The organism is Subtercola endophyticus (assembly GCF_021044565.1).
GTDB classification, from domain to species: Bacteria; Actinomycetota; Actinomycetes; order Actinomycetales; family Microbacteriaceae; genus Subtercola; species Subtercola endophyticus.
This window is the reverse complement of sequence record NZ_CP087997.1, coordinates 3,476,176-3,499,269: the sequence shown is the minus strand read 5'-3', so window position 1 is coordinate 3,499,269 and position 23,094 is coordinate 3,476,176. Positions and strand designations below refer to the sequence as shown.

The 23,094-nt window shown below is 66.7% G+C and carries 27 protein-coding genes; 11 read left to right on the top strand and 16 right to left on the bottom strand.

The genetic code is table 11. The features are described from left to right. Window positions 1-141: 141 nt before the first annotated feature. Together LQ955_RS16295 and LQ955_RS16290 are read right to left on the bottom strand one after the other, a co-directional pair. Window positions 142-2,394 carry an ArnT family glycosyltransferase gene (locus tag LQ955_RS16295; protein WP_231025533.1) on the bottom strand — a complete coding sequence of 751 codons (2,253 nt, stop codon included), beginning with the start codon at window positions 2,392-2,394 and terminating at the stop codon, window positions 142-144. Continuing rightward, window positions 2,394-3,776, bottom strand: a complete 1,383-nt coding sequence (locus LQ955_RS16290) for a bifunctional glycosyltransferase family 2/GtrA family protein (protein ID WP_231025532.1) — start codon at window positions 3,774-3,776, stop codon at window positions 2,394-2,396. The genes LQ955_RS16295 and LQ955_RS16290 overlap by 1 nt, the downstream gene beginning before the upstream one ends. Before the next feature lie 154 nt (window positions 3,777-3,930). On the opposite strand from LQ955_RS16290, the gene LQ955_RS16285 reads away from it, so the two are divergent. Genes LQ955_RS16285 through LQ955_RS16275 form a run of 3 tightly spaced genes read left to right on the top strand, consistent with a single transcriptional unit; the run spans window position 3,931 to window position 6,677 of the window. After that, window positions 3,931-4,995, top strand: a complete 1,065-nt coding sequence (locus LQ955_RS16285; RefSeq protein WP_231025531.1) for a FadR/GntR family transcriptional regulator — start codon at window positions 3,931-3,933, stop codon at window positions 4,993-4,995. Next, window positions 4,988-6,244, top strand: a complete 1,257-nt coding sequence (locus LQ955_RS16280; protein ID WP_231025530.1) for an alpha-hydroxy acid oxidase — start codon at window positions 4,988-4,990, stop codon at window positions 6,242-6,244. The genes LQ955_RS16285 and LQ955_RS16280 overlap by 8 nt, the downstream gene beginning before the upstream one ends. Before the next feature lie 43 nt (window positions 6,245-6,287). Further along, window positions 6,288-6,677, top strand: a complete 390-nt coding sequence (locus LQ955_RS16275; RefSeq protein ID WP_231025529.1) for a helix-turn-helix domain-containing protein — start codon at window positions 6,288-6,290, stop codon at window positions 6,675-6,677. On the opposite strand, the gene LQ955_RS16270 is transcribed toward LQ955_RS16275, so the two are convergent. Next, window positions 6,607-7,026 carry a winged helix-turn-helix transcriptional regulator gene (locus LQ955_RS16270; protein WP_231025528.1) on the bottom strand — a complete coding sequence of 140 codons (420 nt, stop codon included), beginning with the start codon at window positions 7,024-7,026 and terminating at the stop codon, window positions 6,607-6,609. The genes LQ955_RS16275 and LQ955_RS16270 overlap by 71 nt on opposite strands. A 131-nt stretch (window positions 7,027-7,157) precedes the next feature. On the opposite strand from LQ955_RS16270, the gene LQ955_RS16265 reads away from it, so the two are divergent. Together LQ955_RS16265 and LQ955_RS16260 are read left to right on the top strand one after the other, a co-directional pair. Beyond that, window positions 7,158-8,030: an SDR family oxidoreductase gene (locus LQ955_RS16265; RefSeq protein WP_231025527.1), complete on the top strand. Its 873-nt coding sequence runs from the start codon at window positions 7,158-7,160 to the stop codon at window positions 8,028-8,030. Window positions 8,031-8,203: 173 nt separating this feature from the next. After that, window positions 8,204-9,106, top strand: a complete 903-nt coding sequence (locus LQ955_RS16260; protein WP_231025526.1) for a class I SAM-dependent methyltransferase — start codon at window positions 8,204-8,206, stop codon at window positions 9,104-9,106. 71 nt (window positions 9,107-9,177) lie between these two features. Here the strand turns inward: LQ955_RS16260 and LQ955_RS16255 are convergent, their stop codons facing one another. From LQ955_RS16255 to LQ955_RS16245, 3 genes are all read right to left on the bottom strand, one after another. Beyond that, window positions 9,178-9,417: a hypothetical protein gene (locus LQ955_RS16255; RefSeq protein ID WP_231025525.1), complete on the bottom strand. Its 240-nt coding sequence runs from the start codon at window positions 9,415-9,417 to the stop codon at window positions 9,178-9,180. Window positions 9,418-9,533: 116 nt separating this feature from the next. Continuing rightward, a complete protein-coding gene (locus LQ955_RS16250; protein ID WP_231025524.1) occupies window positions 9,534-10,406 on the bottom strand; it encodes an aldo/keto reductase in 873 nt (290 codons plus the stop codon). Window positions 10,407-10,481: 75 nt separating this feature from the next. Next, window positions 10,482-10,994 carry a MarR family winged helix-turn-helix transcriptional regulator gene (locus tag LQ955_RS16245; protein WP_231025523.1) on the bottom strand — a complete coding sequence of 171 codons (513 nt, stop codon included), beginning with the start codon at window positions 10,992-10,994 and terminating at the stop codon, window positions 10,482-10,484. Between the two features lie 136 nt (window positions 10,995-11,130). Here LQ955_RS16245 and LQ955_RS16240 point away from each other — a divergent pair, with 136 nt between their 5' ends. Then, window positions 11,131-11,745 (top strand): NADPH-dependent F420 reductase, encoded by a 615-nt coding sequence (locus tag LQ955_RS16240; protein ID WP_231025522.1) that lies wholly within the window; start codon window positions 11,131-11,133, stop codon window positions 11,743-11,745. Between the two features lie 74 nt (window positions 11,746-11,819). Here the strand turns inward: LQ955_RS16240 and LQ955_RS16235 are convergent, their stop codons facing one another. Then, window positions 11,820-12,284, bottom strand: coding sequence for a winged helix-turn-helix transcriptional regulator (locus LQ955_RS16235; protein ID WP_231025521.1), 465 nt, complete (start codon window positions 12,282-12,284; stop codon window positions 11,820-11,822). 89 nt (window positions 12,285-12,373) lie between these two features. Between LQ955_RS16235 and LQ955_RS16230 the strand changes: the two genes are divergently transcribed. Continuing rightward, on the top strand, window positions 12,374-13,015 hold the full coding sequence (locus LQ955_RS16230; RefSeq protein ID WP_231025520.1) for a malonic semialdehyde reductase: 642 nt from the start codon (window positions 12,374-12,376) through the stop codon (window positions 13,013-13,015). A 114-nt stretch (window positions 13,016-13,129) separates the two neighbouring features. Here LQ955_RS16230 and LQ955_RS16225 read toward each other — a convergent pair whose 3' ends face one another. From LQ955_RS16225 to LQ955_RS16210, 4 genes are read right to left on the bottom strand one after another with little or no spacing between them, the layout of a single operon-like run. Further along, window positions 13,130-13,534 (bottom strand): PIN domain-containing protein, encoded by a 405-nt coding sequence (locus LQ955_RS16225; RefSeq protein ID WP_231025519.1) that lies wholly within the window; start codon window positions 13,532-13,534, stop codon window positions 13,130-13,132. Further along, window positions 13,531-13,755 carry a type II toxin-antitoxin system VapB family antitoxin gene (locus tag LQ955_RS16220; protein ID WP_231025518.1) on the bottom strand — a complete coding sequence of 75 codons (225 nt, stop codon included), beginning with the start codon at window positions 13,753-13,755 and terminating at the stop codon, window positions 13,531-13,533. The genes LQ955_RS16225 and LQ955_RS16220 overlap by 4 nt, the downstream gene beginning before the upstream one ends. A gap of 53 nt (window positions 13,756-13,808) precedes the next feature. Next, window positions 13,809-16,091, bottom strand: a complete 2,283-nt coding sequence (locus tag LQ955_RS16215; RefSeq protein ID WP_231025517.1) for an MMPL family transporter — start codon at window positions 16,089-16,091, stop codon at window positions 13,809-13,811. A gap of 2 nt (window positions 16,092-16,093) precedes the next feature. Beyond that, window positions 16,094-16,645, bottom strand: coding sequence for an EXPERA domain-containing protein (locus LQ955_RS16210; protein WP_231025516.1), 552 nt, complete (start codon window positions 16,643-16,645; stop codon window positions 16,094-16,096). A gap of 68 nt (window positions 16,646-16,713) precedes the next feature. Between LQ955_RS16210 and LQ955_RS16205 the strand changes: the two genes are divergently transcribed. Further along, complete coding sequence (locus tag LQ955_RS16205; protein WP_231025515.1) at window positions 16,714-17,241, top strand: nucleoside deaminase; 528 nt, start codon at window positions 16,714-16,716, stop codon at window positions 17,239-17,241. Between the two features lie 81 nt (window positions 17,242-17,322). Here LQ955_RS16205 and LQ955_RS16200 read toward each other — a convergent pair whose 3' ends face one another. Continuing rightward, window positions 17,323-18,081 (bottom strand): DUF2510 domain-containing protein, encoded by a 759-nt coding sequence (locus LQ955_RS16200; RefSeq protein ID WP_231025514.1) that lies wholly within the window; start codon window positions 18,079-18,081, stop codon window positions 17,323-17,325. A gap of 143 nt (window positions 18,082-18,224) precedes the next feature. On the opposite strand from LQ955_RS16200, the gene LQ955_RS16195 reads away from it, so the two are divergent. Beyond that, the gene (locus LQ955_RS16195) at window positions 18,225-18,440 is read left to right on the top strand and encodes a hypothetical protein (RefSeq protein ID WP_231025513.1); all 216 of its coding nucleotides are present in this window, start codon (window positions 18,225-18,227) and stop codon (window positions 18,438-18,440) included. Between the two features lie 109 nt (window positions 18,441-18,549). Here LQ955_RS16195 and LQ955_RS16190 read toward each other — a convergent pair whose 3' ends face one another. The 4 genes from LQ955_RS16190 to LQ955_RS16175 all read right to left on the bottom strand — a co-directional run bounded on the left by LQ955_RS16190 (window position 18,550) and on the right by LQ955_RS16175 (window position 21,734). Continuing rightward, window positions 18,550-18,741: a PLDc N-terminal domain-containing protein gene (locus LQ955_RS16190; protein ID WP_231025512.1), complete on the bottom strand. Its 192-nt coding sequence runs from the start codon at window positions 18,739-18,741 to the stop codon at window positions 18,550-18,552. A gap of 31 nt (window positions 18,742-18,772) precedes the next feature. Further along, on the bottom strand, window positions 18,773-19,789 hold the full coding sequence (locus tag LQ955_RS16185) for an SLAC1 family transporter (RefSeq protein ID WP_231025511.1): 1,017 nt from the start codon (window positions 19,787-19,789) through the stop codon (window positions 18,773-18,775). Then, window positions 19,779-20,732 (bottom strand): ketopantoate reductase family protein, encoded by a 954-nt coding sequence (locus tag LQ955_RS16180; RefSeq protein ID WP_231025510.1) that lies wholly within the window; start codon window positions 20,730-20,732, stop codon window positions 19,779-19,781. Before LQ955_RS16180 ends, LQ955_RS16185 begins: the two co-directional genes overlap by 11 nt. Before the next feature lie 141 nt (window positions 20,733-20,873). Further along, window positions 20,874-21,734, bottom strand: coding sequence for a DUF1206 domain-containing protein (locus tag LQ955_RS16175; RefSeq protein ID WP_231025509.1), 861 nt, complete (start codon window positions 21,732-21,734; stop codon window positions 20,874-20,876). Between the two features lie 175 nt (window positions 21,735-21,909). Between LQ955_RS16175 and LQ955_RS16170 the strand changes: the two genes are divergently transcribed. Then, on the top strand, window positions 21,910-22,287 hold the full coding sequence (locus tag LQ955_RS16170; protein ID WP_231025508.1) for a hypothetical protein: 378 nt from the start codon (window positions 21,910-21,912) through the stop codon (window positions 22,285-22,287). A 15-nt stretch (window positions 22,288-22,302) separates the two neighbouring features. Continuing rightward, window positions 22,303-23,031 carry an alpha/beta hydrolase gene (locus LQ955_RS16165; protein ID WP_231025507.1) on the top strand — a complete coding sequence of 243 codons (729 nt, stop codon included), beginning with the start codon at window positions 22,303-22,305 and terminating at the stop codon, window positions 23,029-23,031. Window positions 23,032-23,094 lie beyond the last annotated feature (63 nt).

Here is a 23,094-nt window from a genome sequence, read left to right as displayed (position 1 = left end):
TCCGCCCATCCGTTCATCCGTTCATCGGTTCTGCGCAGAAGCACCCAACCGCCGCTCGTTCGGTGCTTCTGCGCAAACTCGACGGGTGTCGCGCCGCCGCCCCGCCCCGCCCGGCCCGAGGCGGCCGTGCAGGTCAGTGCATCAGCTCGTCGCCGAGGCTGCACCCGCCGTCAGGTCGTAGACGGTCGTGCCGCCGACAGTCGTCGCCGTGAAGTTCGACGCCACCCAGCTCGCGATCTGCGAGGCGTCGGAGCTGCCGCCGTTCGAGGCGCCGATCGTACCCGACGAGACGAAGTAGTGGATCTTGCCCTGCGCCACGTACTGCTCGAACTGCTCGAGGGTCGGGGACGGGTCGCTTCCGTTGAACCCGCCGAGCGGCATGACCGCCGCCTGGCTCGCGAGCTGGTAGCTCGCCGCGTTCTGCGAGCCGACCGTCGCGGCGGCCCAGGTGTAGTTCGACGCGTCGGCCGCGAGCAACGAACTCAGTGCAGAGCTGACGGTCGCGCCGCCCAAGAGCCCGCCACCGCCGGCCGCGAATCCGCCACCGCCGCCGAAGCGGCCGCCGGTCGCTCCCGTACCCGTACCCGTACCGCCAGTCGTTCCCGTGCCCGTACCGCCTGTCGCGCCATTCCCCGTACCAGTGCCCGTGCCAGCGCCAGTACCAGTACCCGCCCCGGGCGCCTGCCCGGCGCCCTGTTGCCCGAACCCGGGAGGCGCTCCACCGCCAGTTCGGGTACCGCCCTGCGCGCCAGCCTGCCCGTTCGCCCCCCGCGCTCCGGTTCCACCGGCGCGGCCGAACCCGCCTCCGCCGCCGAATCCGGTCGACGAGGCCACCGCCGGCCCCGCCGTCGGCAGCGATCCGGTGTGCGCCGTCGAAATCGTCTGAAGCGTGTACGCGGTCGGCGCCAGAAGCACGGCGACGAGTGACACCACGATGGTGGTGATGCGCAGCGGGCGCCACTTCCAGCGCACCACTAGCAGCCCCGCGCTAACGATCGAGAGCACCAGAACCACGAACTTGAGCCATGGCAGCCAGTCCGCCGCACGGGTCAGCAGCGAGAACGCCCAGATGCCGGTCGTCAGAACGAGCGCGGCAGACAGCAAGCGCGCCCACAGGTATCGCCGGGTGTTCCAGAGCAGCACGGCGCCCGCCCCGACAAGCCCGGCGATTGCGGGCGCCAGGGCGACGGTGTAATACGCGTGAAAGATGCCGGCCATGTAGCTGAAGAGCAACCCGGTGAGAACCAGCCAGCCGCCGAACATGACGAAGATGGCTCGCCGGGCATCCGTTCGCTTCTGCCTGCGCAGCAGCACGAACGACACGACCATGAGCACAAGCGCGGCCGGGATGAGCCAGGCGATCTGGCCGCCGAACTCGCCGTCGAGCAGCCTGGTGATTCCCGTCGCTCCCCATTGGCCGCCGCCGACAGCAGTACCTCCACCGCCGGTGACGCTGCCTGTCTCGGCGCCGGTGAGGCGGCCGAATCCGTTGTAACCGAACGTCAGCTCGAGAAAGTCGTTGTTCTGCGAGCCGCCCACGTAAGGCCGCATCGATGCTGGCACGAGCTCGACGAGGGCGACCCACCACCCGGCAGACACGATGACGGCCGCGAGCGCGCCGAGCAGATGCAGAAGCCGTTTGCCGAACTTCACCGGCGCCGCCCAGGCGTACGCCACTGCGAGCGGAGGCAGAAGCACGAAGGCCTGCAGCTGTTTGGTGAGAAAGCCGAACCCGATCATCGCCCCGGCCAAGAGCAGCCAGCGCATCTTTCCGCTCTCGATGGCGCGCAGGGTGAAGTACACCGACGCCGTGAGCAAGAGCACCAGCAGCGCATCGGGGTTGTTGAAGCGGAACATCAACGCCGCGACCGGAGTACTGGCGAGAACACCGCCTGCCAGCAGGGCCGCGCCGGGGGAGAAGTGACGGCGCACGATGAGGTAGACGAGGATGACCGTGGCGACCCCCATGAGCGCCTCGGGCAGCAGAATCGCAAACGAACTGAGCCCGAACAGCCGAACAGAGAGCGACATCAGCCAGAGGCTGGCCGGTGGCTTGTCGACCGTGATGGAGTTGCCCGCGTCAGACGAACCGAAGAGGAACGCCTCCCAGTTCTGCGACCCGGCTTGCACCGCGGCGCTGTAGAACTCGTTCGCGTAGCCGCTCACCGAGAGGTTCCAGAGGTACGCGAGAGCCGTCAGCAGAATGAGGCCGAGAAACGCGGGGCGTTCCCAGGCGGGATGAGCGGCGTTACCCCGGATGAGCCAGCGACCAAAGCCGCGCGCGCGACCGCCGACGTTCGAATTGCCGACGTTCGAACCGCCGACGAGCACAGGCGTGCCGGCTGCGCCGGGGATGCCCGGGGCAGCGGGATTCGGAAGAGTGCTTGTGGTCATCAGGCGGCGGTGGCTTTCTGCGAGGGGGCGGCTGAGGAAGGTGAGGAGGCGGTCTGCGAAGAAGTCGGGCCAGACGACGTCGCCTGCCGACGAGTCTCGCTGTCACCGAGGTCGGGGGCAGACGAACCACGGCCGATTGTGGAAACTTCGGGCTCCTGCCCCGATGTGGAGGAGAGGTGCGAGACATCCGGCGACGCAGCCCGCGGCGCCCGGAACACCCAGCGCCGCAACAGAACGAACCGCAGCACGGTCGCCACGAGGTTCGCCACCGTCAGCACGATGAGCTCCACGATGGTCGGTGCCCCTGGCGCAAAGGCGTTCAGCGCCAGCAGCGAACCCGACGTGATGGCCCAGGCGATGCCGAAGACGGTCAGCCCCTGAAACTGGTGCACGGCAGCACGCTCGGGCCCTCGAATCGCGAACGTAAACCGTCGGTTCGCCCAGGTATTCGCAATGGTCGTGATGAGCAGTGCGCTGAAGTTGGCAGCTTGCGCTCCCAGTGCCCCCTGAAACAGCAGGTACAGCAGCGCGTAAACCACCGTCGAGAGCCCGCCGACGATGCAGAACCGCACCACCTGACCGAGGAACGACGGCCGCGCGACCCGCCCGATCGGCGACCGCCCGAGCTCGGCGTACACCGACTGCACCGGGATCACGCCGCGAGCCAGGTCACGCCCGACCCGGAACACTCCGCGCAGGTCTTGCTTGATGGTCGGCACGATGTCGACGCGGGAGTCGAGGTCGTCGATCCAGTCGACGGGAACCTCGTGGATGCGCAGGCCAGACCGCTGCGCGATGACCAGCAACTCGGTGTCGAAGAACCAGGCGTCATCGTGCACCAGCGGCAAGAGCACAGCCGCGACATCCGCCCGGATGGCCTTAAACCCGCACTGCGCGTCAGAAAATGTCACCCCGAGCATGCCGTGCAGCAGCACGTTGTAACTGCGCGAGATGAATTCGCGCTTGCCGCCGCGAACCACCCGCGACGACCGTGAGAGCCGAGTGCCGATCGCCACATCGGAATGCCCCGAGAGCAGCGGCGCGACAAGCGGCGGCAGCGCAGCGAGGTCGGTCGAAAGATCGACGTCGACGTAGGCGAGCACCCGGGCATCCGACGACCCCCAGGCGAGCTTGAGCGCATGACCGCGCCCCTTGCGCTGGGTGTGCACCACGCGCACTTCGGCGATCTCGGCGGCGAGCGCATCCGCGATCTCTGGGGTGGCGTCGACGCTCGCATTGTCGGCGATTGTGACCTGCCACGGCACCGACATCGACTCGGTGAGGTAGGCCGTGAGGCGGCGGATGCTGGGCTCGAGGGCGACCTGCTCGTTATAGACCGGCACGACAACATCGAGAGCGAGTGTGGCTTGCTGCGGGTTCATGTTGCTACTCTCGCCCGGCGAACTCACGGGGCTCTGTCGTTTTGCTATGAGTCGTCTATGGCACCTGAGGGTTGGCTCAGCAAGCATTCTGGGGTAACGTGTGGTCTGACCACAGTGGTCTGACCACACGCATGGCCTCGCGAGCAACGAATGGATGATCGAGGTGAACGCCCTGACCCCCACAACCGGCACCATCTCGGCCCCGACGCCATCCGTCACGACCGCACCGGTGGCCCGCGCAGCAACGCGTGCCTGGGAAGACGTGCTCGCCCACATCGAACGCGAACTGCTGGCCGGCACTCTGCTGCCCGGCGACCACCTGCCCTCCGAACGCACTCTGGCGACCGAGCTCGGCGTCGGCAGATCATCCGTTCGCGAAGCGCTGCGTGTGCTCGAAGTTCTCGGGCTGCTGCGCACCCAGACGGGATCGGGGCCGGAGTCGGGCGCCATCATCATCGCCCGCCCCTCCGGCGGTATGTCGTCGCTCATCCGTCTGCAGGTCGCGGCGCAGGGCTTTCGGGTCGATGACGTCGTGAGCACGCGGCTCATCCTCGAGACCGCCATCGCCGCGCAACTCGCCGAGTCGGTGGCGGGCGCGCGACGGGCCGAGTCGGTGGCGGGCGCGCGACGGGCCGAGCCGGTGGCGGGCGCGCGACGGGCCGAGCCGGTGGCGGGCGCGGCAGCGAATGCGTCGGCCCCACCCCCGACTACAACGGGCGAGCGGATGCCCGACCTCTCTCCAGCGCTCGAACTACTCGATGCGATGGAGGCCGGCGACCCCGCACCGCCCGAGTTTCTCGCGCTCGACGCCCAGTTTCACTTCTCCCTCGCCATGGCGGCCGGAAACCAGGTGATCGCCGCCACCATGACGGGCCTGCGCGACTCCATCGAGAGCTACTCCATCGCGGGCGTGGCCAACCTCACCTCGTGGCAGGCCACCGCGGCACGCCTCAAGCGGGAGCACCGCGCGATCGTTGCGGCGATCGAATCCGGTGACTCGGCCGCCGCGCGCGCCGCGGTGAACAGCCACATCACCGGGTATTACGCCGAAGCGGGGTTCGGGCATCCGCAGGTCGCGGCCGACGCGGAGGCCGTGCATCCGCGTCTCGAGGCCAACGCAGAGGCCTATGCCGACCACTCGCAGCTCGCGGCCGACCCCGTGCATCCGCACCCCACAGACTCCCCCGAACCACCCACGAAAGGCACGACCCATGGTTGACCGTCGCATTCCGAAAGTGCGCGACCTTGCGCCCCTGATGCAGTTCAAGACTCCCGACCTCAACGCCAAGCGGCGCCGCCTGGCTGGCGCGCTGACCATCGCGGACCTGCGCGACATCGCCAAGCGCCGCACGCCGAAGGCCGCGTTCGACTACACCGAAGGCGCCGCCGAGGGCGAGATCAGCCTGGCGCGTGCCCGGCAGGCGTTCGAAGACATTCAGTTCAACCCCGCCATTCTGCGCGACGTCTCGACGGTGAACACCGGGTGGGATGTGCTCGGAGCGCCCGTTTCGATGCCGTTCGGTATCGCACCGACGGGCTTCACGCGCATGATGCAGAGCGAGGGAGAGATCGCCGGCGCCTCGGCCGCGGCGGCCGCGGGCATCCCGTTCTCGCTGTCGACGATGGGCACCACCGCCATCGAAGACGTGAAAGCAGCCAACCCGAACGGCCGCAACTGGTTTCAGCTGTACATGTGGAAAGATCGCGACCGTTCGATGGCCCTGGTCGACAGGGCCGCGGCCGCCGGTTTCGATACCCTGCTCGTGACGGTCGACGTGCCCGTGGCCGGCGCGCGGCTGCGTGACAAGCGAAACGGCTTCTCGATTCCGCCACAGTTGACGCTCGGCACCGTGATCAACGCGATTCCCCGGCCCGAATGGTGGATCAACTTTCTCACCACCGAGCCCCTCGCCTTCGCCTCGCTCGACCGCTGGTCGGGCACCGTCGGCGAGCTGCTCGACTCGATGTTCGACCCCACCGTGACCTTCGACGACCTCGCCTGGATCAAGGCGCAATGGCCCGGCAAGGTGGTCGTCAAGGGTGTGCAGAACGTGGCGGATGCCCGTCGGCTCGCCGATCTCGGCGTCGACGGCATCGTGCTCTCGAATCACGGTGGGCGCCAGCTCGACCGTGCGCCGATTCCTTTCCACTTGCTGCCCGAAGTGGTTCGGGAGGTCGGAAACGAATACGAGGTGCACCTCGATACGGGCATCATGTCGGGCGCCGACATCGTGGCCGCAGTGGCGCTGGGCGCCCGCTTCACGCTGGTCGGCCGCGCCTACCTCTACGGGCTGATGGCGGGCGGGCGCGAGGGTGTCGACCGCATGATCCAGATTCTCTCCGAACAGATCGTGCGCACGATGCGCCTGCTCGGTGTGAACTCGCTCGAAGAACTCACCCCCGAGCACGTCACTCAGCTCGAGCGGCTCATCCCGCGTGCTCGAGCCGCGGCCGCCGAACTCGTCTGACGGTGTCCACGCGACGACCGGATGCCCGGGGTAGCGTGGAGGCATGCCAGCACTGAATGAGCGCGCGACCGCCGCACTGTCGAGCGCCGAAAGTACTCGGCTCGCGGCGGGGCTGCCGGGCATCCGCACCGCCCTGGGCAAGCGCGAACTACCGGAGCCCGCGCTCGACGCCGTGCTCGACCTGCTCGATCGCCTCGCCGAGGGTCACGCGGTGGTGGTCGCTTCGACCGACACGCTCTTGACGACCTCGCAGGCCGCCGAACTCATCGGCATCTCAGCCACGTATCTGCTGCGCCTTGCCAACAACGGCACGATTCCGGTCGAATATCGCGGAACTCACCGACGGTTTCGCCTGGCAGACGCTATGCATTACCTCGAGGAGTCGAAACGATTGCGGCAGCGTTCTGAGACACCCACCCCAGAAGCGAAATGAGGTTCTCGCAGAGATCGCGGCCGAGATCGGTGAGCCGATAGTCGACCCGCGGCGGAACCGTGCCGTGTACCGTGCGCAGCACGAGGCCGTCGTTCTCGAGCACGCGCAGGGTCTGCGCCAGCATCTTCTCGCTGATTCCGTCGATCGTTCGGCGCAGTTCGCCCCACCGCAGCGTCTCATCTGCCAGGGCGACGATGATGAGCACACCCCATTTGCTGGTGATGTGATCGAGTACCGTTCGGCTCGGGCACGCGGACGAGAAGACGTTCGCCGTGCCCTCGGGCCAGGTCGGGCCGAGCACCGACCCGACGCGGTCGCGGGCCGTCTGGGCGGGAGCGGTGATCGTCATGGTAAGCAGCTTACCTAATAGTGGGTACCTCCCACTGGGAAGCACTCGCGGCTACGCTGAGTTGGCATTCATGAAACCGCCGCCGTGAAACCTCGGCGAGCACCCGTTCGAAGAACCGAGAGACGAAAATCATGACCGATTACCCCACCCCCACCATCGTTGTCACCGGAGCAACAGGCGGCCTCGGCCGCGCCGCGATCGACGGGCTACTGACCCGCGGCGTCTCCGCGTCGAACATCGTCGCCGCCGGTCGCAGCGCAGAGAAAGTGGATGCCCTGCAGCAGCTCGGCGTACGCACCGCCGTTCTCGACTTCGCCGAGCCCGACACCCTCATCCCCGCGTTCGCGGGCGCCGACATCTTGGTGCTGGTGTCGACCAGCGAGCCGGGAAACCGTGTTCCGCTGCACGCCGCCGCCATCGACGCCGCCAAGGCCGCAGGAATCACCCACATCGTCTACACGAGTGCACCGCACGCCGACAGCAGCGCCTTGATTCTGGCGCCGGAGCACAAGGCCACCGAGGAGTACTTGCAGCAGTCGGGCGTCGCCCACACGGTGCTGCGCAACAACTGGTACAACGAGAACTACGGCCGCTCGCTGCCGCAGGTCGTCGAGTCGGGCGTCTACCTCGCCAGCACCGGTGAGGGCCGCGTCGCGAGCGCCTCGCGCGCGGACTACGGCGACGCGATCGCGGCCGTCATCACCACCCCGGGCGCGCTCGGGAAGGTGTACGAACTCAACGGCGACGTCGCCTGGACCGGCACCGAGTTCGCGGCCGTTGTCACCGACCTGCTGGGGCGCGAGATCGCCTACAACTCGGTCTCTACCGAAGAGCACGCCGCGATTCTGCGCGAGGCAGGGCTCGACGACGGCACGATCTGGTTTCTCACCAACCTCGACGCGAACATCCGCGATGGCCTGCTCGACTCTTCGGGCGACGACCTCTCGCGCCTCATCGGCCGGCCCACCACCCCGCTCGCCGACACCCTGCGCGAGTACCTGTAGGGCGCTGGCCCCGGGCTGGGCTGCGCTGCGGACGGGCCGGGGTGGCGGGCGCGCCAGGGTGGCGGGCGCGCCAGGTCGCGAGCGGCCCGGGCAGCGCACGGGGCTCGAATCGGGGGCGGCTTCGTAGACTGGGAGTGGCCGCCGGCCATCGGGCCGCGCCGCTTGGAGGCACTATGGCTCGCGATACCACCCACGCCCTTTCGTTCGGGCAGAACGTCAGCGATTACGAGCGCGGCCGGCCTGGCTACCCTGACGCGGCGGTCGAGTGGATGCTCGCGCAGGCCACTCCCGGCAGTTCACCCGCCGACACCGAACCCGTGGTCGCCCCGCCGGATGACGCCGCTCCCGGCGGTTCACCCGCAGGATCCCGATTCCCGCTCGCCGAGCCCGGTCATGCCGAGACGGGTCATGCGACGCAGGGGTACACCGCGGCGCCGGGTCTAGCCGAGCATCCACTGGCCGTCGTCGACGTGGGCGCCGGAACCGGAAAGTTCACCGCATCTCTGGTCTCGCGGGGTCTCGCGGTCACCGCCGTAGAACCAGACGCCGTGATGCGCCAGACGCTCGCGGGTAATCTTCCGTCGGTTGTCGCGGTGAGCGGCACCGCCGAGCACATGCCCCTGCCTGACGCCAGCGCCGACCTCGTGACGTTCGCGCAGGCTTGGCACTGGGTCGACGTGCCGACGGCTTCGGCCGAAGTTGCTCGCGTGCTGAAGGCAGACGGTGTGCTCGCGCTGGTCTGGAACATGCGCGACAACACCGTGGACTGGGTCGCACGCCTCAGCGACATCATGGGGGCGTCGGGCGCAGAAGAGTACGACACGATCAGCCCGTCGATCGACCCACCCATGGTGGCGTTCGAGCACGCTCGTTTCGGCTGGGACAACGAGCTGAGCCGCGACCAGCTGTTTGCGATGATCACCTCGCGCAGCTACGTGATCGCAATGCAGCCCGCTGAGCGCGACGCGATGCTCGAGCGCGTCGCTCAACTTCTCGACACGCACCCTCAACTGGCCGGGCGCACGAGCTACCTCATGCCGTACGAGACGCGAGTCACGCTCGCTCGGAGGGCGTGACCGAGACGCTCGCCCAGGCGCTCAACTGAGACACTCGCCCAGTCGCTTAACCGAGACACTCGCCCAGACGCTCAGCCGAGACGCTTCGAGGCCTTCTTCGCTGCTTTCTCGGCGGCCTTCGTTGCGTCTGCAGTCGCCTGCTTGGCGCTCTTCAGCGCGCGGACGCGCGCCTTCTTCACCTGCGGGTCGTTCCAGAAGCTGTTGACCGCCGTGCTGATCTCCTTGTACCGCGCCTTGCCTGCTTTCGCGCCGAGCACGTATGCCAAGAAGGCGACGATGACCAGAAAAACGAACGTGACTTTACCGCGCATGACCAATGGCTCCCATCAAAGTATTGACTTCATTCTGCTACTCACGGGCGAGGGCGAAAACCCCTTGACACCCGTCTCGCGTGCTGCCGAGACAGCGTACCTAAGCACCTGCGCGCCTAAGCGCCCAACGCGTCGAGTGCAGCGTACTCGTCGTCGCTGAGTTCTATGGCCGCAGCAGCGATGTTGTCTTCGACGTGCTCGACCGACGACGTTCCCGGAATCGGCAGGATGACGGGCGAACGGCGCAGCAGCCACGCGAGTGCGAGCTGGCTGGGCGAGCTGCCGTGCTGGGCCGCGATCTCGGCGAGCGGCGAACCCTCGCCGGCGAGCTTGCCGGTTGCCAGCGGAAACCATGGGATGAACGCGATGCCGTTCGCCTCTGAATAGGTCAGCACGTCTTCGGCAGACCGGTTCGTCAGGTTGAACAAGTTCTGTACCGAGGCGATCTCGGCGATCGCCCGGGCGGCCTCGACCTGGTCGACGTTCACCTCGGAGAGGCCGATGTGGCGGATCTTGCCCTCGTCTTGCAGCTTCTTCAGCTCGCCGATCTGGTCTTCGAGCGGCACCTTCGAGTCGACACGATGCAACTGCAGCAGGTCGATGCGATCGACCCCGAGGTTGCGCAGGTTGAGTTCGGTCTGCTGACGGAGGTACTCGGGGCGCCCGACCGGAATCCATTCGTTCGGACCCTGTCGCGTGAATCCCACCTTCGTGGCGATGGTCAGACCTTCGGCGTAGGGGTACAGGGCCTCACGGATGAACGCATCGGTGACATACGGACCGTACACGTCGGCCGTATCGATGAGGTTCACGCCGAGCTCGACAGCGCGACGCAGAACAGCCACGGCTCCGTCGTGGTCATCGGGCCAGCCCCACACCCCGTAACCGGTGAGCTGCATCGTTCCGTAACCGAGCCGGTTCACGGTGAGGTCACCGCCGATGTCGAAGGTTCCAGCGGCGGCAGCAGGCGTTGTAGTGGTCGAAGTCATAACGTGTCTTCTTTCGAATGGGCTAGGGCGAATCCGTGAGCGGTTCGCTTACCCAGAACGTTACGCCGATCGGCTTTATTCGTTTTTCGCCTGAAACCGGTCGTCCGGGTCTAATTTTGCGAGCATCCGACTCATGATTCGGTCGAAATCACTGATGTCTTCGGGGGTGAGCGGGTCGATGACATTGGCCAGAACCGTCGAGACGTGCCCGGGGGCGGTTGTGCGAACTTTCTCGAAACCCGCATCTGTGAGAAACGCGTTCGTCGCCCGGCGATCTTCGGGGCACGGCGAGCGCTCGAGGTATCCGCGCTTCTCCAGTCGGGTAGCGACGTGCGAGAGCCGGGGCAGTGTCGCGTTCGTGAGCGAGGCGAGCGCGGTCATGCGTAAGGTGCGATTCGGCGCCTCCGAGAGCATCGCGAGGGTGAAGTACTCGAAGTGCGTCAGATCTGCGTCGTGTTGCAGCTGCGTGTCGAGCACGCCGGGCAGCAGTTCGACGACCGAGATGAACTTCTTCCACGCGCGCTGCTGCTCGGGCGTCAGCCAACGCACTCCGCCGTCGCCCGTGCGGTCTGTCGCTCCATCTGCCATTCCAGCATTCTACGCCATTTACTTGACGCAACAACTGTTCGAAAGTACGTTAGTTGTATCAACAACTAAATTGGATGCCTCAACCGAAGCCGGAAGCTACCGGCGACTGCCGGCGTCCGCACACCTGGAGCACATCATGACGAACATCACCATCATCGGAGCAGGCAACATGGGCAGCGCGATCGCGGCTCTCTCCCTCGCCGGAGGCCACGCCGTGCAGATTCTGACTCGCGACGCAGCGGCCGCTGCCGTGGTCGACGGAGCCGTCGCCGGCACCATCGGGGACGCCATCACGGGCGAGATCGTGATTCTGGCACTGCCGTACGGCGCCGTCGGCGACGTACTCTCGACCTACGCGGGCCAGCTCGACGGAAAGACCGTGGTCGACCTCACCAACCCGCTCGATTTCGAGACGTTCGACGCGCTGGTCGTTCCCGTCGGCGGTTCGGCCGCTGCCGAGATCGCCGCACTCGTCCCCGCTTCGCACGTTCTCAAGGCGTTCAATACGAATTTCGCCAGCACCCTCAGCACCAAGTCGGTCGGCGGCGAGCGAACCACCGTGCTGATCGCCGGTGACGACGCAAACTCGAAGGCGCTCTTGGCGGGCATCGTTTCTGACGCCGGACTCAAGTCGGTCGACGCGGGGTCGCTCAAGCGGGCGCACGAGCTCGAGGCGCTCGGCTTTCTGCAGCTCACCCTCGCCGCAGGCGGCGCGACGTCATGGACCAGCGGATTCGCACTGGCCGAGTGAGTCGCACTGGCCGAGAGAGTCGCGCCGGCCGGTGAGTCGCGCCGGCCGAGCGAGTCGCGCCTACGCGCACCGAGCTACTGAACGGCTCGCTCGGTTGCCTTCGGGTGAGTGGATGCCCGTGCATCCACTTGCTCGTCGGCCGGAATGTTCTCGCGGGCCCACATGGTGAGCGCCTTCATTGCCGGCAGCAGCGCCTCGCCCGAAGCGGCAAGACGGTATGACACGGTGACGGGGGGTCCGGCATCCACTGCCCGGGAGATGAGGCCCGCGCCCGCGAGTTCGCTGAGACGCTCAGAGAGCACGGAATCGCTGATGCCGTTGACACCGCGGCGCAGCTGGCTGAAGCTCATGGGTCCGCCGGCGAGCGTGCCCAGAATGACGCCGTTCCAGCGCTTGCCGAGAAAACCGAACGCCCGCACGAGGGCGCCGTCACAGGCGCGGGGCTCGTGCGAGGGCGCCGCCGAAGAAGCCGCCGTGGGCGCCGCGGCCAGCGTGACCGGCGCGTCGATGCGCTCGAATGCTGCCGAACGGATGTTCATTCTTCGAGTGTACCAAGTCGCACAGGCCAGGTGCTAGGTTGTGTGTAGTTACTTTGTTTTTACTAGTGACACACTTCTAAGGAGTAAACGTGACCGACCTCGCAGAAGCCCCCGAATTCGACCGAACGGGCGCGCTGACCCCGCTCGACGCTGCCGCACGCGCAGCCCTGTTCACCGAGGCGCACACCGCGCATGCGTTCGCCGAGACACCCGTCACCGAGACCGAATTGGCCGAGATCTGGGAGCTCGCGCGCTGGGCCCCCACCTCGGCGAACTTTCAGCCGCTGCGTGTTCTCTACGTGAACAGCCCCGAGGGTCGCGCCAGGCTCGTTGACCACATGAACGAGGGCAACAAGGCCAAGACCGCTGCGGCACCCGCCGTGGCCGTGCTTGCTCTCGACTCGCGCTTTCACACGCAACTGCCGAACGTTCTGCCCGAGGCGATGGCCGCGCCGATGACCGACATGTTCGAGGCCAACGAAGAAGCGCGCACGAACTCGGCGCAGTTCAACTCGGCGCTGCAAGCCGGCTACTTCATTCTCGCGGTGCGCGCCCTCGGCCTCGCCGCCGGGCCGATGCTCGGCTACAACAAAGACGCCATCGACACCGAGTTCTTCGGCGACAGCCCGTGGCGCACCATTCTCGTCGTGAACATCGGTCACCCCGGCGAGGGCGCTTTTCGCGACCGCCTGCCGCGTCTCGACCACTCCGACGTGGTGCGCTGGGCCTAGCCGCGCGGCTGGCGTGATTTCGTAGGAGTTTTCGATGGGGTGAGGGCTATTGCCCGGCACCCTGTCGAAATCTCCTCCGTTTCAGGTATCAGCCAGCTGACGAACGCGGCGCGGCTACTCGGCAATGTACTCCTGGCGAAGACGCCCACCCAGGGCATCCGCTATGTGCCCGAAATCACGATCGCTGTTCAATACGACGGCATCGTTGACCACGGCGTATGCCGCGATCAGACAGTCGAAGGCAGCCGCGGCTCGCGGGCGCCCGGTCATCCACAATGACTGCTGAATATCCAGCGCGGCAGTCGCGTCGGGGTGAACAAAAGCGGTCAGCAGTTCATCCATATCGGCACGCAACTCGAGATATTCGGCCGGGCTCCGCGCAGAGTGACAGTACTCGAGTACCTGCGGCGGGCAGGTGATAATGAGGTGACGTGGCGACAGCTCCACCAGCCGCGTGGCTATGTTTCGGCTGCGACCCGCCTTCATCCAGATGCTGTTGTCGACGAGATACGTACTCAAGCCGCGGGGCTCGATAAACCGCTTGGCACGTTCGCAGCGCTGTCGAGCTCGTCGTCTGTAAAGGTGCGCGTAATAATTCGGTTCACGACGGCGGGCTGCCTCCGGATCGCAATAAGCGTCTTCAGTGCGATGTCGACTGTCTCTTTATTGCTGGCGGCTCCGACGAGTTCTCGGGCGACCTTGAGCTCGGCGGGGTTGATGTCTATGGATGTCACGGTCATTCCTCAATCACCTTCCCCTATATAGAGCAGTATATAACGCGGTGGCTGCCGAGTCACCTCGCGGGCGGCTGCTGGGCGTGGGGCTTCACGTGATGCGAACCCGAGGTGCGCGCGAGCTTCGACGGCCACCAGATGCGGGCGCCGATGTCGTAGGCGAGCGCCGGAACGAGCAGCGAGCGCACGATGAACGTGTCGAGCAGCACGCCGAACGCCACGATGAACGCGATCTGCACGAGAAACAGAATCGGCACAACCCCGAGCGCTGCGAACGTCGCCGCCAGCACGATACCGGCCGAGGTGATCACGCCTCCAGTGGCGGCGAGGCCGCGCAGGATGCCCGGGCGGGTGCCGTGCAGCATCGATTCCTCGCGCACTCGCGTCATGAGAAAGATGTTGTAGTCGACGCCGAGGGCCACTAGGAAGACGAACCCGAACAGCGGAACCGACGGGTCGGCGCCAGCGAAATCGAACACGTGGTTGAAGACGACCGCCGAGATGCCGAGCGTGGCCGAGTAAGAGAGCACGACGGTTGCGATCAGCAGCAGCGGCGCGACGATCGCCCGCAGCAAGAGCATCAGAATCACGAGAATCACCAGCAAGACGATCGGGATGATCGTGGCCAGGTCGCGCTGAGCGGTCGTATTGGTGTCGAGGCTCAGGGCGGTCTGGCCGCCCACGAGTGAACCCGGCGATGCCGTCGCGAGAGTGTTGCGCAGGTCGACCACCACGTTCTGCGCCGCGTCGGAGTCGGGTGCGTCGGTGAGGGTGGCCTCGATGAGAACCTGGCCGTCGACCACGACCGGCGGCGCGGTGGGGGCACCGGATGCGGCACTCGTCGCGCCCCCACCCTGTGACCCGCTGTACACGAACGCGTTGGTGAGCCCCGCCATGGCCGAAACCGCGGCGAGCGTCGCATCCGCCTGCGACTGCGGAGTGACCACGACCACGGGGCTCCCGCTGCCCGCGTCGAAGTGCTGGGCGAGCGCCTTCTGCCCATCGACCGATTGAGACTGCGAGAGCAGCAGGTCGGTCTGCGGCACGCCGCTCGCGCTGAGCTGCAGCAGACCGAGGCTGAAGACGCCGAGGAGCACGGCCGTGACGATCCAGGTGACGCGGGGGCGGCGGGCGATGAGGCGGCCGACGGCACCCCAGAGTCCAGCGATGCGCGGCGCGGCGGCGGGTACGGCCGGGGTGGGCGGCGCAACGCTCGCGGGCGAGACGGCACCGGCAGCGCCATCGAGGGTGCCCAGAGCAGCGGCCCCCCGGGCATCCGGAGCCGCCGACGCCGACGGCAACCCGTCGCCGGGCGCGGCAACGATCGCCTTCGGCATGAACGGCCAGAACGCCGCCCGACCCGCGAGCAGCAGCATGGCAGGCAGCGCCGTCATCGCCGCCAAGAATGAGAACGCGATGGCGATGGCCGCCACGGGCCCGAGCCCCTTGTTCGAGTTGAGGTCGGAGAAGAGCAGGCAGAGCACCGCGAGAATCACGGTCGCAGCCGACGCCGCTACCGGCTCGGCAGCGCGCCGCAGCGCGATCGTCATGGCCCGCCAGGCGCTGGGTTCGAACCGCAGCGCCTCTCGATAGCGCGACACGATGAGCAGCGAGTAATCGGTAGCGGCTCCGATCGCCAGAATCGCCAGAATGCCCCGGCTCTGCCCGGTCACCGTCACCCAGCCGGCTTTCGCGACCGCGTACACCAGCAGAATGCTGCCCGTCAGAGCGAACGCACTGGTGAGCAGCACGATGACCGGCAGCAGCAGCGAACGGTAGACGATCAGCAGAATCACGAACACGGCGGCGAGCGCAACGAGCAGCAGGATGCCGTCGATTCCGGCGAACCCGGCCCCGAAGTCCGCGCCCAGCGCAGCCGGACCGGTCACGTACGACGTCAGCCCGGCGATCGGGTCGTTCGACAGCACCGACCGCATATCGGCGACCACGGTCGATCCGTCGGCACTCGAGTCGACTGCGACGAATGCTTGAAGCGCGTGCCCGTCGGTCGACGGTACCGCCGGCGAAACGCTCTGGATGCCCGCGATCTCGCCGATCGCCGACAAATCGCTCGCGACCGAGGCCTGTTCTGCCGGCGTGATGGTCGCCTCGCTTGTGTAGAGCACGATCGCGGGCACGGTGTCAGAGCCGAAGAACTGCGTCTGCAACGACTGCACCTTCGTCGACTCCGCACTGGCCGGCAGATACGAACTCTGGTCGTTGTTCGTGACCTCGCTGATCGTGCCGAAGGTCGGTCCGCCCTGCGACGAGATGAAGATCCAGATTCCGACGACGACGAGCGGCAGCAGAATGCGCAACCAACGGGGAGGCAGCGCCTTCATAGTCAGAACTTTCTGGTGAACGGCAGAGGCTTGCGCATGCGAATGAGCAACAGTAACGGAATCAGCACATACGCGCCGTTGTAGAGCAGAAAAACTCCCGGATGCGGCGTGCGCCACTCGGGTTCGCCGAAGAATTCGACGCCGAACACCACGATGCCGGTGAGGGCTGCGATCATGGTCGCGTAGATCACGGCGGGCAGCTGGATCCAGTTCCAGCGACGAATGAACGCCAGCACGAGCAGCACGTAGAATGGCATGTACACGAAAGCCGACAGGCCTGTCACGATGCGCATCCAGAACGGCGGGTGCAGAAACAGCGGGTCGTTGGCCGAGGAGTAGGCGTAGTTCCACTGCGCGAAGATGAGCGGAGCATCCGGTGTCTGAGCGATGCCGAGCGTCGGAATCGCGTCGCTGATCAGGCAGGTCACGAAGAAGATCGAGAAGAACACCACGAAGACGATGTCGAACGGGCGCTTCGCCAGCGGCAGTGAGGCAGGCTTCGCGGTGGTCGCCGAACTCACGGCGGCCGCAACCGGGGTGCTGGTCTCTGACACACCCTCATGCTACCGATTCCGTGTCGGCGGGTCACGGATGCCCGGGGCGTGGCCCTACGCTGTCGTTCATGACCTCACAGCAGAACCCGACGCCCTCACCCGACGCGCACGCCTCGCCCGCCCCGACCGAGGCCGACCTGGCTCTGCTTCGCGAGGCCATTGCGGTCTCGAAAAGTGCCGTCGAAGCCGGCAACCACCCCTTCGGCGCGGTGCTTACAGACCCCGACGGCGTCGTCGTTCTGTCGGCCGAGAACACGGTCAACACCGAGAACGACTGCACCGGCCACGCCGAGACGAACCTGGTGCGCCTCGCCTGGCGCGAGATCGGAGCGGAGCGCCTCGGCGATTACTCGCTGTACACGAGCTGCGAACCCTGCGCCATGTGCTCCGGCGCCATCTACTGGTCGGGAATCGGCCGGGTCGTCTTCGCCATGTCGGAAGCCGAGCTGCACGAACTCACGGGCGACAACCCCGAAAACCCCACCATGTCGATCGACAGCCGCATCGTATTGAACGCGGGGCAGCGCCCGATCACCGTCGTCGGCCCCGCGATCTCGGCCGAGGCTCGCGTGGCGCACGAGGGCTTCTGGGGCTGAGCGGGCACCCGCCTCATGCGGCGCGGGGGCCGCACACCGGTGGGGCTCCGGCTCGCGGCGTCAGCGCTCCGGCTCGCGGCGTCAGCGCTGCATCAGAGGCGCGGCCGCCACGAACGCAATGATCAAACGCGTGGTGAAAATCGCCACGCTGAGCACTTCGATCCCGATGTAGATCCAGAGAATGGCCAGGCCGCGGCCGACCTGTGAGCGGACGACCACCGAGCGGCCGATGAGATAGACAATCGGCCCGAGAAAGCTCCACGCCCAGTGAAAGCGCCGTGCATAGCCGCGCCGGCCAAGCCGACGGAAATCGAAGTACGCAAGAATGACGGTTGCCGCGTACGACAGCCAGCTGATGGCAACCGTGATGCCATAGCCGGGCCCGAGATTCGCGTAAATCGCCGCGTTGGCTCCGAGACGCGAACCTGTGGTCGCACTACGAGCAGACTGCGCGACGATCGAGTCGACGAATCCCGAAGGATCCCAGGCGGCGAAACCGATCAACGACAACACCGGCAGCAGCGCGATCGCCCAGATGAACGGCGTGTAGGGCGACGTTCCGGGGGCGACCTGGGGCGTCTGCGCCGTCTGGTACCCAGCGGAGGGCGGGTATACGGCTGCGGGGTACGGCGAAGCGGCGACAACACTTTGCGTGTGCTCCGTCCACGAAACGCCATTCCACCAGCGAAGCACGCCGGGCGTTGCGCCATCGGGATACCAGCCGACGGCCGCCGCGCCGCGGTTGGGCTCGAACGGGTTGGGCTGTGCGGGGTTGATCTGTGCGGGGTTGATCTGTGCGGGGTTGATCTGTGCGGGGTTGATCTGTGAGTTGTCGCTCATGCGCAGTCCTTTGCGAAGTGTCGTCTGCCCGGCAGGCTGCGAGACGCTGTTGCGGAAGTTTCTTCTGCGGATGCTAGTACGAAATCGCTGTGCATCGGCCGACGCAAGGCCCCGACCCGGGCATCCGGAGCGAAGATAGACGCATGGACCCCGCCAAACGCCTGCTGTTCTGGCTGAAAGTGCCGTACGCGGCCGATGTCGCGCTGGCGCTCATCGCTGTCGCGCTTCTGGCGAGCGGCCGCCCCGTGGGCTGGTGGGTGCTGGCGTTCGCCGCGGTGCGCGCCGTCGTCGGCACGATCGCCCTCGTCTGGCTGGCGCCCCGGATGCTCGCCCGTCGCGCCGCGCAGCAACACCCCTGACGTTCGCTCCCGGCGGCGGTCGTCGCAGAACAGCGGAGATTCCGATACGGCAAGCGCTATACGGCGGTACCCGCTCGAATTCTCCGCTCTTTCAGCGTAAACGTGAGCGTCAGCGGCGCACGCGACCGCGACCGAAGACGAGCCAGAGAATCGAGCCGAGCACGCTGAGGAAGAAGGCGACCAGAAACCAGATGAACTTGCCGAACGCGCCATGATTCGGGTTTCGCACGATTGAAACGATGGTCACGATGAAGATGATGAAAAAGATGATGCTGAAGATAGAGGCGGAGATCGGTTCCACAGGGCACCCCATTCTGCGCTCGGGTAGCGCGTCACGTCATTGTAGCTAGACCCGACCGCCTGGCCCGACGCGCGGCCACGACGAAAACGATCGACCGGGCGGCAATCGCCAGGATGATGGCGCTCGCCACCCCCAGCACAACCCACGCCACGGCCTGCCAGCCCGCGAAAGGTGAGGCTGCAAACCAGCGCACGGAGAAGTTCGCTGCCGACGCCGCCGGAAAGGTGAAGGCCCAGAAGGCCAGGCTGAAGGCGATCTTGCGGTACTCCGGCAGCAGCACGATCTGCACGAGAAGCATCATCACCACCACCCCGGCGAAAGCGAACTCGATGGGCCCTGACACGCCACCGGATGCCGCGAACCAGGCGATTCCGCCGGTCGCCGGTGGGGCCAGCAGTACGGCCAGGGTCGGCTTGACCGCATCCGGCAGCTGACTTCGTGTCATCAAGCGCCCGGTCACTACGGTGCCGACGACCAGCCAGAAGAAGACGCCGACTCCGAAGGCCGCGACCGCGGCCTCGTGCGCCCCGACGCTGCTCAGGCCGATGCTCGCGATGAACGCGCCGGCCACCACGGGCAAGAAGTAACCCGGATGCAGCGAGTCGATGTGCAGGTCACCGACGATCCAGTGCGCGAAGAGCTGAGCGGCTACGGTGCCCAAAGCCGCGACGAGCACGCCCATGATCCAGGGCGCCGCGGCCGGAACGTATTGCCCGTAGTGCGTCGCCAGAACGATGCCCACGACCGGTATGTACGAGGCGAAGGGCCCGATGCCTGGGTGCGTGAGATCGGCCCGAAAGGCCCCGTAGCGCACCGAACCTTCGACGATGTACGTGACCGAGAAGACGACCCAGATCACGCCCGCGACCGCGAACAGCAGCTCGGAGGGCCACGTCGGTGCACCCAGCAGCGTTGCGCCGGCGGTCCAGGCTCCGCCGAGGCCGGCCAGGCCGAGCGGCACCGCGAACAGGTTGAGACCGAGGCCGCGCGGTCGCCGTCGAGCGTTTCGCACCCGGCCGATGCGCCCGCGGGGGCGGTCAGCCGACATGACGGGACTCGCGATACACGACGAGACCCGCGTATGCGAGCTCGAGTATCGGCACCGCCGCACCCCGCGCCTGCCCCCGCGCGACCAGGTCGCCGACGATCTGGTCGGCCTCGACATCGCGGCCCTGACGAAGATCGCGGAACATCGAGGTCGCGAACGACGAGCCAGCCTCGGTGAGCGTCGCCAGCGTGCGCCGCCGGGCCGCCTCGCGCGGCGCGAACCCCGCGGCCGACGCCACAGCGAAGGTCTCTTCGACGATCGACGTGGCAGCGGCCACTCCGCCCGGCGCCGCCACGATCTCGCCCACGGTTCCCCGCAACAACGTGGTCAGCGCGCCGCCGGCGGCCAGCAGCATCCACTTCTCCCACATGTCGTGCTCGATGGTGCTCGACAGAGTGGCGCGAAAACCCGCGTCGGCGAACGCGGCATCTACCGCGAGCATCCGGTCGCTTCGCGACCCGTCGAACTCTCCATACGACAGGGACGCACCCGGGCCGACCTGACGAACAGCACCATCGGAGTCGAGCTGAGTCGCCACGAGGCAGAGCCCGCCGCAGACGCGCGCGGCACCGAACCGATCGCGCAGCATGTCGAGATGCCGCATTCCGTTCAGCACCGGCAGAATGACGGTCGAGTCGCTCACGGCGGGGGCGATGTCGTCGAGAGCCTGCTCGAGGGCGTACGCCTTGACCGAAAGCAGAATCACGTCGAAGCTGTCACGCCCAGCGCCTTCGGCCGGGCCGCCGGCGAGCTGCGAAGCAGTGATCGTGCGAACCTCGAGAGTCGACTCGTCGCCCTCGAACGGGCGGATGCGCAACCCGTCGCGGGCGAGCTGCTGAGCGCGCGACTCGCGCACCAGAAACGTGACATCACGCCCGGCGTCGACGAGTTTTGCGCCGAAGAAGCCGCCGACGGCGCCCGCTCCCACAATCAGAATGCGCACGGCACACCCTTCCCTTCGCTGGAATGAACGCTACCGCACGCCACGAATCAGCAGGGGCGAACAAGCGCGGCCGCCGACCAGCACCGCCGGCCACCAGCGCGGGCGCCGACCAGCACGCCCGCCGACCATTACAGTCGCCGATCAGCTCGCTTCGAGGTCACCCCACCGCGCCCGGGCACCCAGATAGAGCCCATACGCGATGAGGCCCGCGCCCACCACAATCAGGATGACCATGCCGAACGGCAGCGCCGCGAGTGCCATCAGAGCGCCATCCATTCCGCTCGCCTTCGACGGATCGAGCGTGAAAGCGGCGACGACGAACAGCACGCCGACGACCGCCAGCGCGACGCCCTTGGCAATGTATCCGCCCACTCCGAGACCGACCACAGCGCGACCGGTCGCGCCGGCGGGAACAGTGAGGTCTTTAGTGAACTTCTTCGTCGCTCCCCGCACCACGAAGAACACGCCGATTCCGAACACCACGAGACCGATCACCACCAGCAGAATCACCCCGCCCGGCGTCGCAATGAGCTGAGCGCTCGCGCTCTGACTGCTGCTCGAAGAACTCTTGCTGCCGCCCAGCGCGAAGGTCAGCGCTGTGACACCGATCGCGAGATAGGCTACGGCCTTGCCGAATTCTGAGGCGCGCTTGCCCCAGCGTTTCTTCGCGTCGCTCTGGCGAACGAGAAAGCCCTGCACGATCTGCCACAGGCCGAGCGCGAACAGCCCGACGACGATCACCCAGAGCAACACGACGCCGGCGGGGTTCGACGCGAGCTGCGACAGCGCCCCCGACTGATCGGCCTCGGTGCCGCCCGATGTACCCGACGAGCCGGCCGACCCGTTCGCGCCGCCTCCCGACGAGACGGCGATCGAGATGGCGATGATGCCGATGAGCACGTGAAGCAGGCCGTTCACGGCGTATCCGAGCCGAGCGAGAAGCCGCAGAGCGGTGCTGTTTCGGGCCGTATCGGCGGCTTTCGTGGCAGAGGAGCCGGTCATCCATTCAGCGTAGTTGCGACCGGGAAAGAGACTTCGGGGGTTGCAGGATGCCCGGGCGTATGCCACGCGCGCCACCAGGCTCTAGGCTGGTTGTGTTCGTGCACAGTGCATTCGTCGTTGTGCAGAGCGAACACGGCCGTAGCGGCACAGGTGCGAGACCAGAGGAGCAACACGCGTGGTAACCAACATCATCGACAAGGCTCCGGGTAAGCCGCTGCCGAAGCCACTCGCCGGTCTCACGTTCGTGCTCATGTGGGCCGTCGCCATCGTGCTGTTCAGCATCGCGCACCTCGTGACAGACCCCCAGGCCGGCGCCTTCGTCGTCGATACCGGGCTGGTGCTGCTCTCCGTCGGGTTCTCGATGCTCCTCATCGATTGGGCTCGTACCGCCGTTCGCGCCCTGTTCTTCGGCCTCATCGCCATCGGGCTGTTCGCCATCGCCGATTTCGGCCAGATCTTGGTGATGACGTACACGCTGCGCATTCTGGTTCCGCTGCTCGCGCTTTACATGCCCGTCAACCGCATCTCGGCGAACTTCCGCATCTTCGCCTAGCGACGCCGCCCGGGCATGACCACTTTCGCGCTGATCCCCGGCGCGGGAGGTGAGGCCTGGTACTGGCACCGAGTCGCGCCGCTTCTTCGGCAGGCGGGTTTCGGCGTCGTCACGCCCGACCTTCCCGCGGCCGACGATGACGCAACATTCGATGACTACGCGGATGCGGTGGTTCGGGCGGTCGAGGAGCATCGTTCGCTGGGCAGCGCCGCCGGGCATCCGCTCGACGACGACCTCGTCGTGGTGTGCCAGTCGCTCGGCGGCTTCACCGGCGTGCTGGTCTGCGAGCGAGTGGATGTTCGGCTGCTCATCTTCGTCGCCGCGATGATTCCCGCGCCCGGCGAGACGGCGGGTGCGTGGTGGGCAGCTACCGACCAGGGAGAAGCGACCGCCGAGTACGCTGCGAGCGAGGGGCGGCCGATCGACGCCGAATTCGACGCGCGGGAGATCTTCTTTCACGATGTGCCCGCCGAGGTCACCGCGGAGGCGTTTGCGCGTGCGGAGCCCGTGCAAAGCGAGAACATCTTCGCCTCTGCGTGGAAGGCCGCGGCCTGGCCTGCGGTGGATGTACGGGTCATCGCGGGTCGATACGACCGGCTCTTTCCGCTGCCCTTCATGCAACGGCAAAGTCGAGATCGGCTTGGCATCGAGCCGGTCGTTGTCGACGGCGGACACCTGTCTGCGCTGTCGATTCCCGACGAATTGGCGCGTGTTCTGGTCGCCTGCGCGCGCCCTTCGACGTGAGCCCTCTGAAGTTTTCTTGCGCTTTCGCGTAATGAATCGCTTCTTCTCGTGTCTCCCATTCGG

Coding starts and splice junctions, on each gene's coding strand:
- LQ955_RS16290 (WP_231025532.1), bottom strand. CDS start 3,776: ATGAACCCGCAGCAAGCCACACTCGCTCTCGATGTTGTCGTGCCGGTC.
- LQ955_RS16175 (WP_231025509.1), bottom strand. CDS start 21,734: ATGACCGGCTCCTCTGCCACGAAAGCCGCCGATACGGCCCGAAACAGC.
- LQ955_RS16250 (WP_231025524.1), bottom strand. CDS start 10,406: ATGACTTCGACCACTACAACGCCTGCTGCCGCCGCTGGAACCTTCGAC.
- LQ955_RS16270 (WP_231025528.1), bottom strand. CDS start 7,026: ATGACGATCACCGCTCCCGCCCAGACGGCCCGCGACCGCGTCGGGTCG.
- LQ955_RS16215 (WP_231025517.1), bottom strand. CDS start 16,091: ATGAAGGCGCTGCCTCCCCGTTGGTTGCGCATTCTGCTGCCGCTCGTC.
- LQ955_RS16195 (WP_231025513.1), top strand. CDS start 18,225: ATGGACCCCGCCAAACGCCTGCTGTTCTGGCTGAAAGTGCCGTACGCG.
- LQ955_RS16235 (WP_231025521.1), bottom strand. CDS start 12,284: ATGAACATCCGTTCGGCAGCATTCGAGCGCATCGACGCGCCGGTCACG.
- LQ955_RS16220 (WP_231025518.1), bottom strand. CDS start 13,755: ATGACCGTGACATCCATAGACATCAACCCCGCCGAGCTCAAGGTCGCC.
- LQ955_RS16205 (WP_231025515.1), top strand. CDS start 16,714: ATGACCTCACAGCAGAACCCGACGCCCTCACCCGACGCGCACGCCTCG.
- LQ955_RS16260 (WP_231025526.1), top strand. CDS start 8,204: ATGGCTCGCGATACCACCCACGCCCTTTCGTTCGGGCAGAACGTCAGC.
- LQ955_RS16240 (WP_231025522.1), top strand. CDS start 11,131: ATGACGAACATCACCATCATCGGAGCAGGCAACATGGGCAGCGCGATC.
- LQ955_RS16165 (WP_231025507.1), top strand. CDS start 22,303: ATGACCACTTTCGCGCTGATCCCCGGCGCGGGAGGTGAGGCCTGGTAC.
- LQ955_RS16280 (WP_231025530.1), top strand. CDS start 4,988: ATGGTTGACCGTCGCATTCCGAAAGTGCGCGACCTTGCGCCCCTGATG.
- LQ955_RS16285 (WP_231025531.1), top strand. CDS start 3,931: ATGATCGAGGTGAACGCCCTGACCCCCACAACCGGCACCATCTCGGCC.
- LQ955_RS16200 (WP_231025514.1), bottom strand. CDS start 18,081: ATGAGCGACAACTCACAGATCAACCCCGCACAGATCAACCCCGCACAG.
- LQ955_RS16245 (WP_231025523.1), bottom strand. CDS start 10,994: ATGGCAGATGGAGCGACAGACCGCACGGGCGACGGCGGAGTGCGTTGG.
- LQ955_RS16265 (WP_231025527.1), top strand. CDS start 7,158: ATGACCGATTACCCCACCCCCACCATCGTTGTCACCGGAGCAACAGGC.
- LQ955_RS16255 (WP_231025525.1), bottom strand. CDS start 9,417: ATGCGCGGTAAAGTCACGTTCGTTTTTCTGGTCATCGTCGCCTTCTTG.
- LQ955_RS16185 (WP_231025511.1), bottom strand. CDS start 19,789: ATGTCGGCTGACCGCCCCCGCGGGCGCATCGGCCGGGTGCGAAACGCT.
- LQ955_RS16275 (WP_231025529.1), top strand. CDS start 6,288: ATGCCAGCACTGAATGAGCGCGCGACCGCCGCACTGTCGAGCGCCGAA.
- LQ955_RS16295 (WP_231025533.1), bottom strand. CDS start 2,394: ATGACCACAAGCACTCTTCCGAATCCCGCTGCCCCGGGCATCCCCGGC.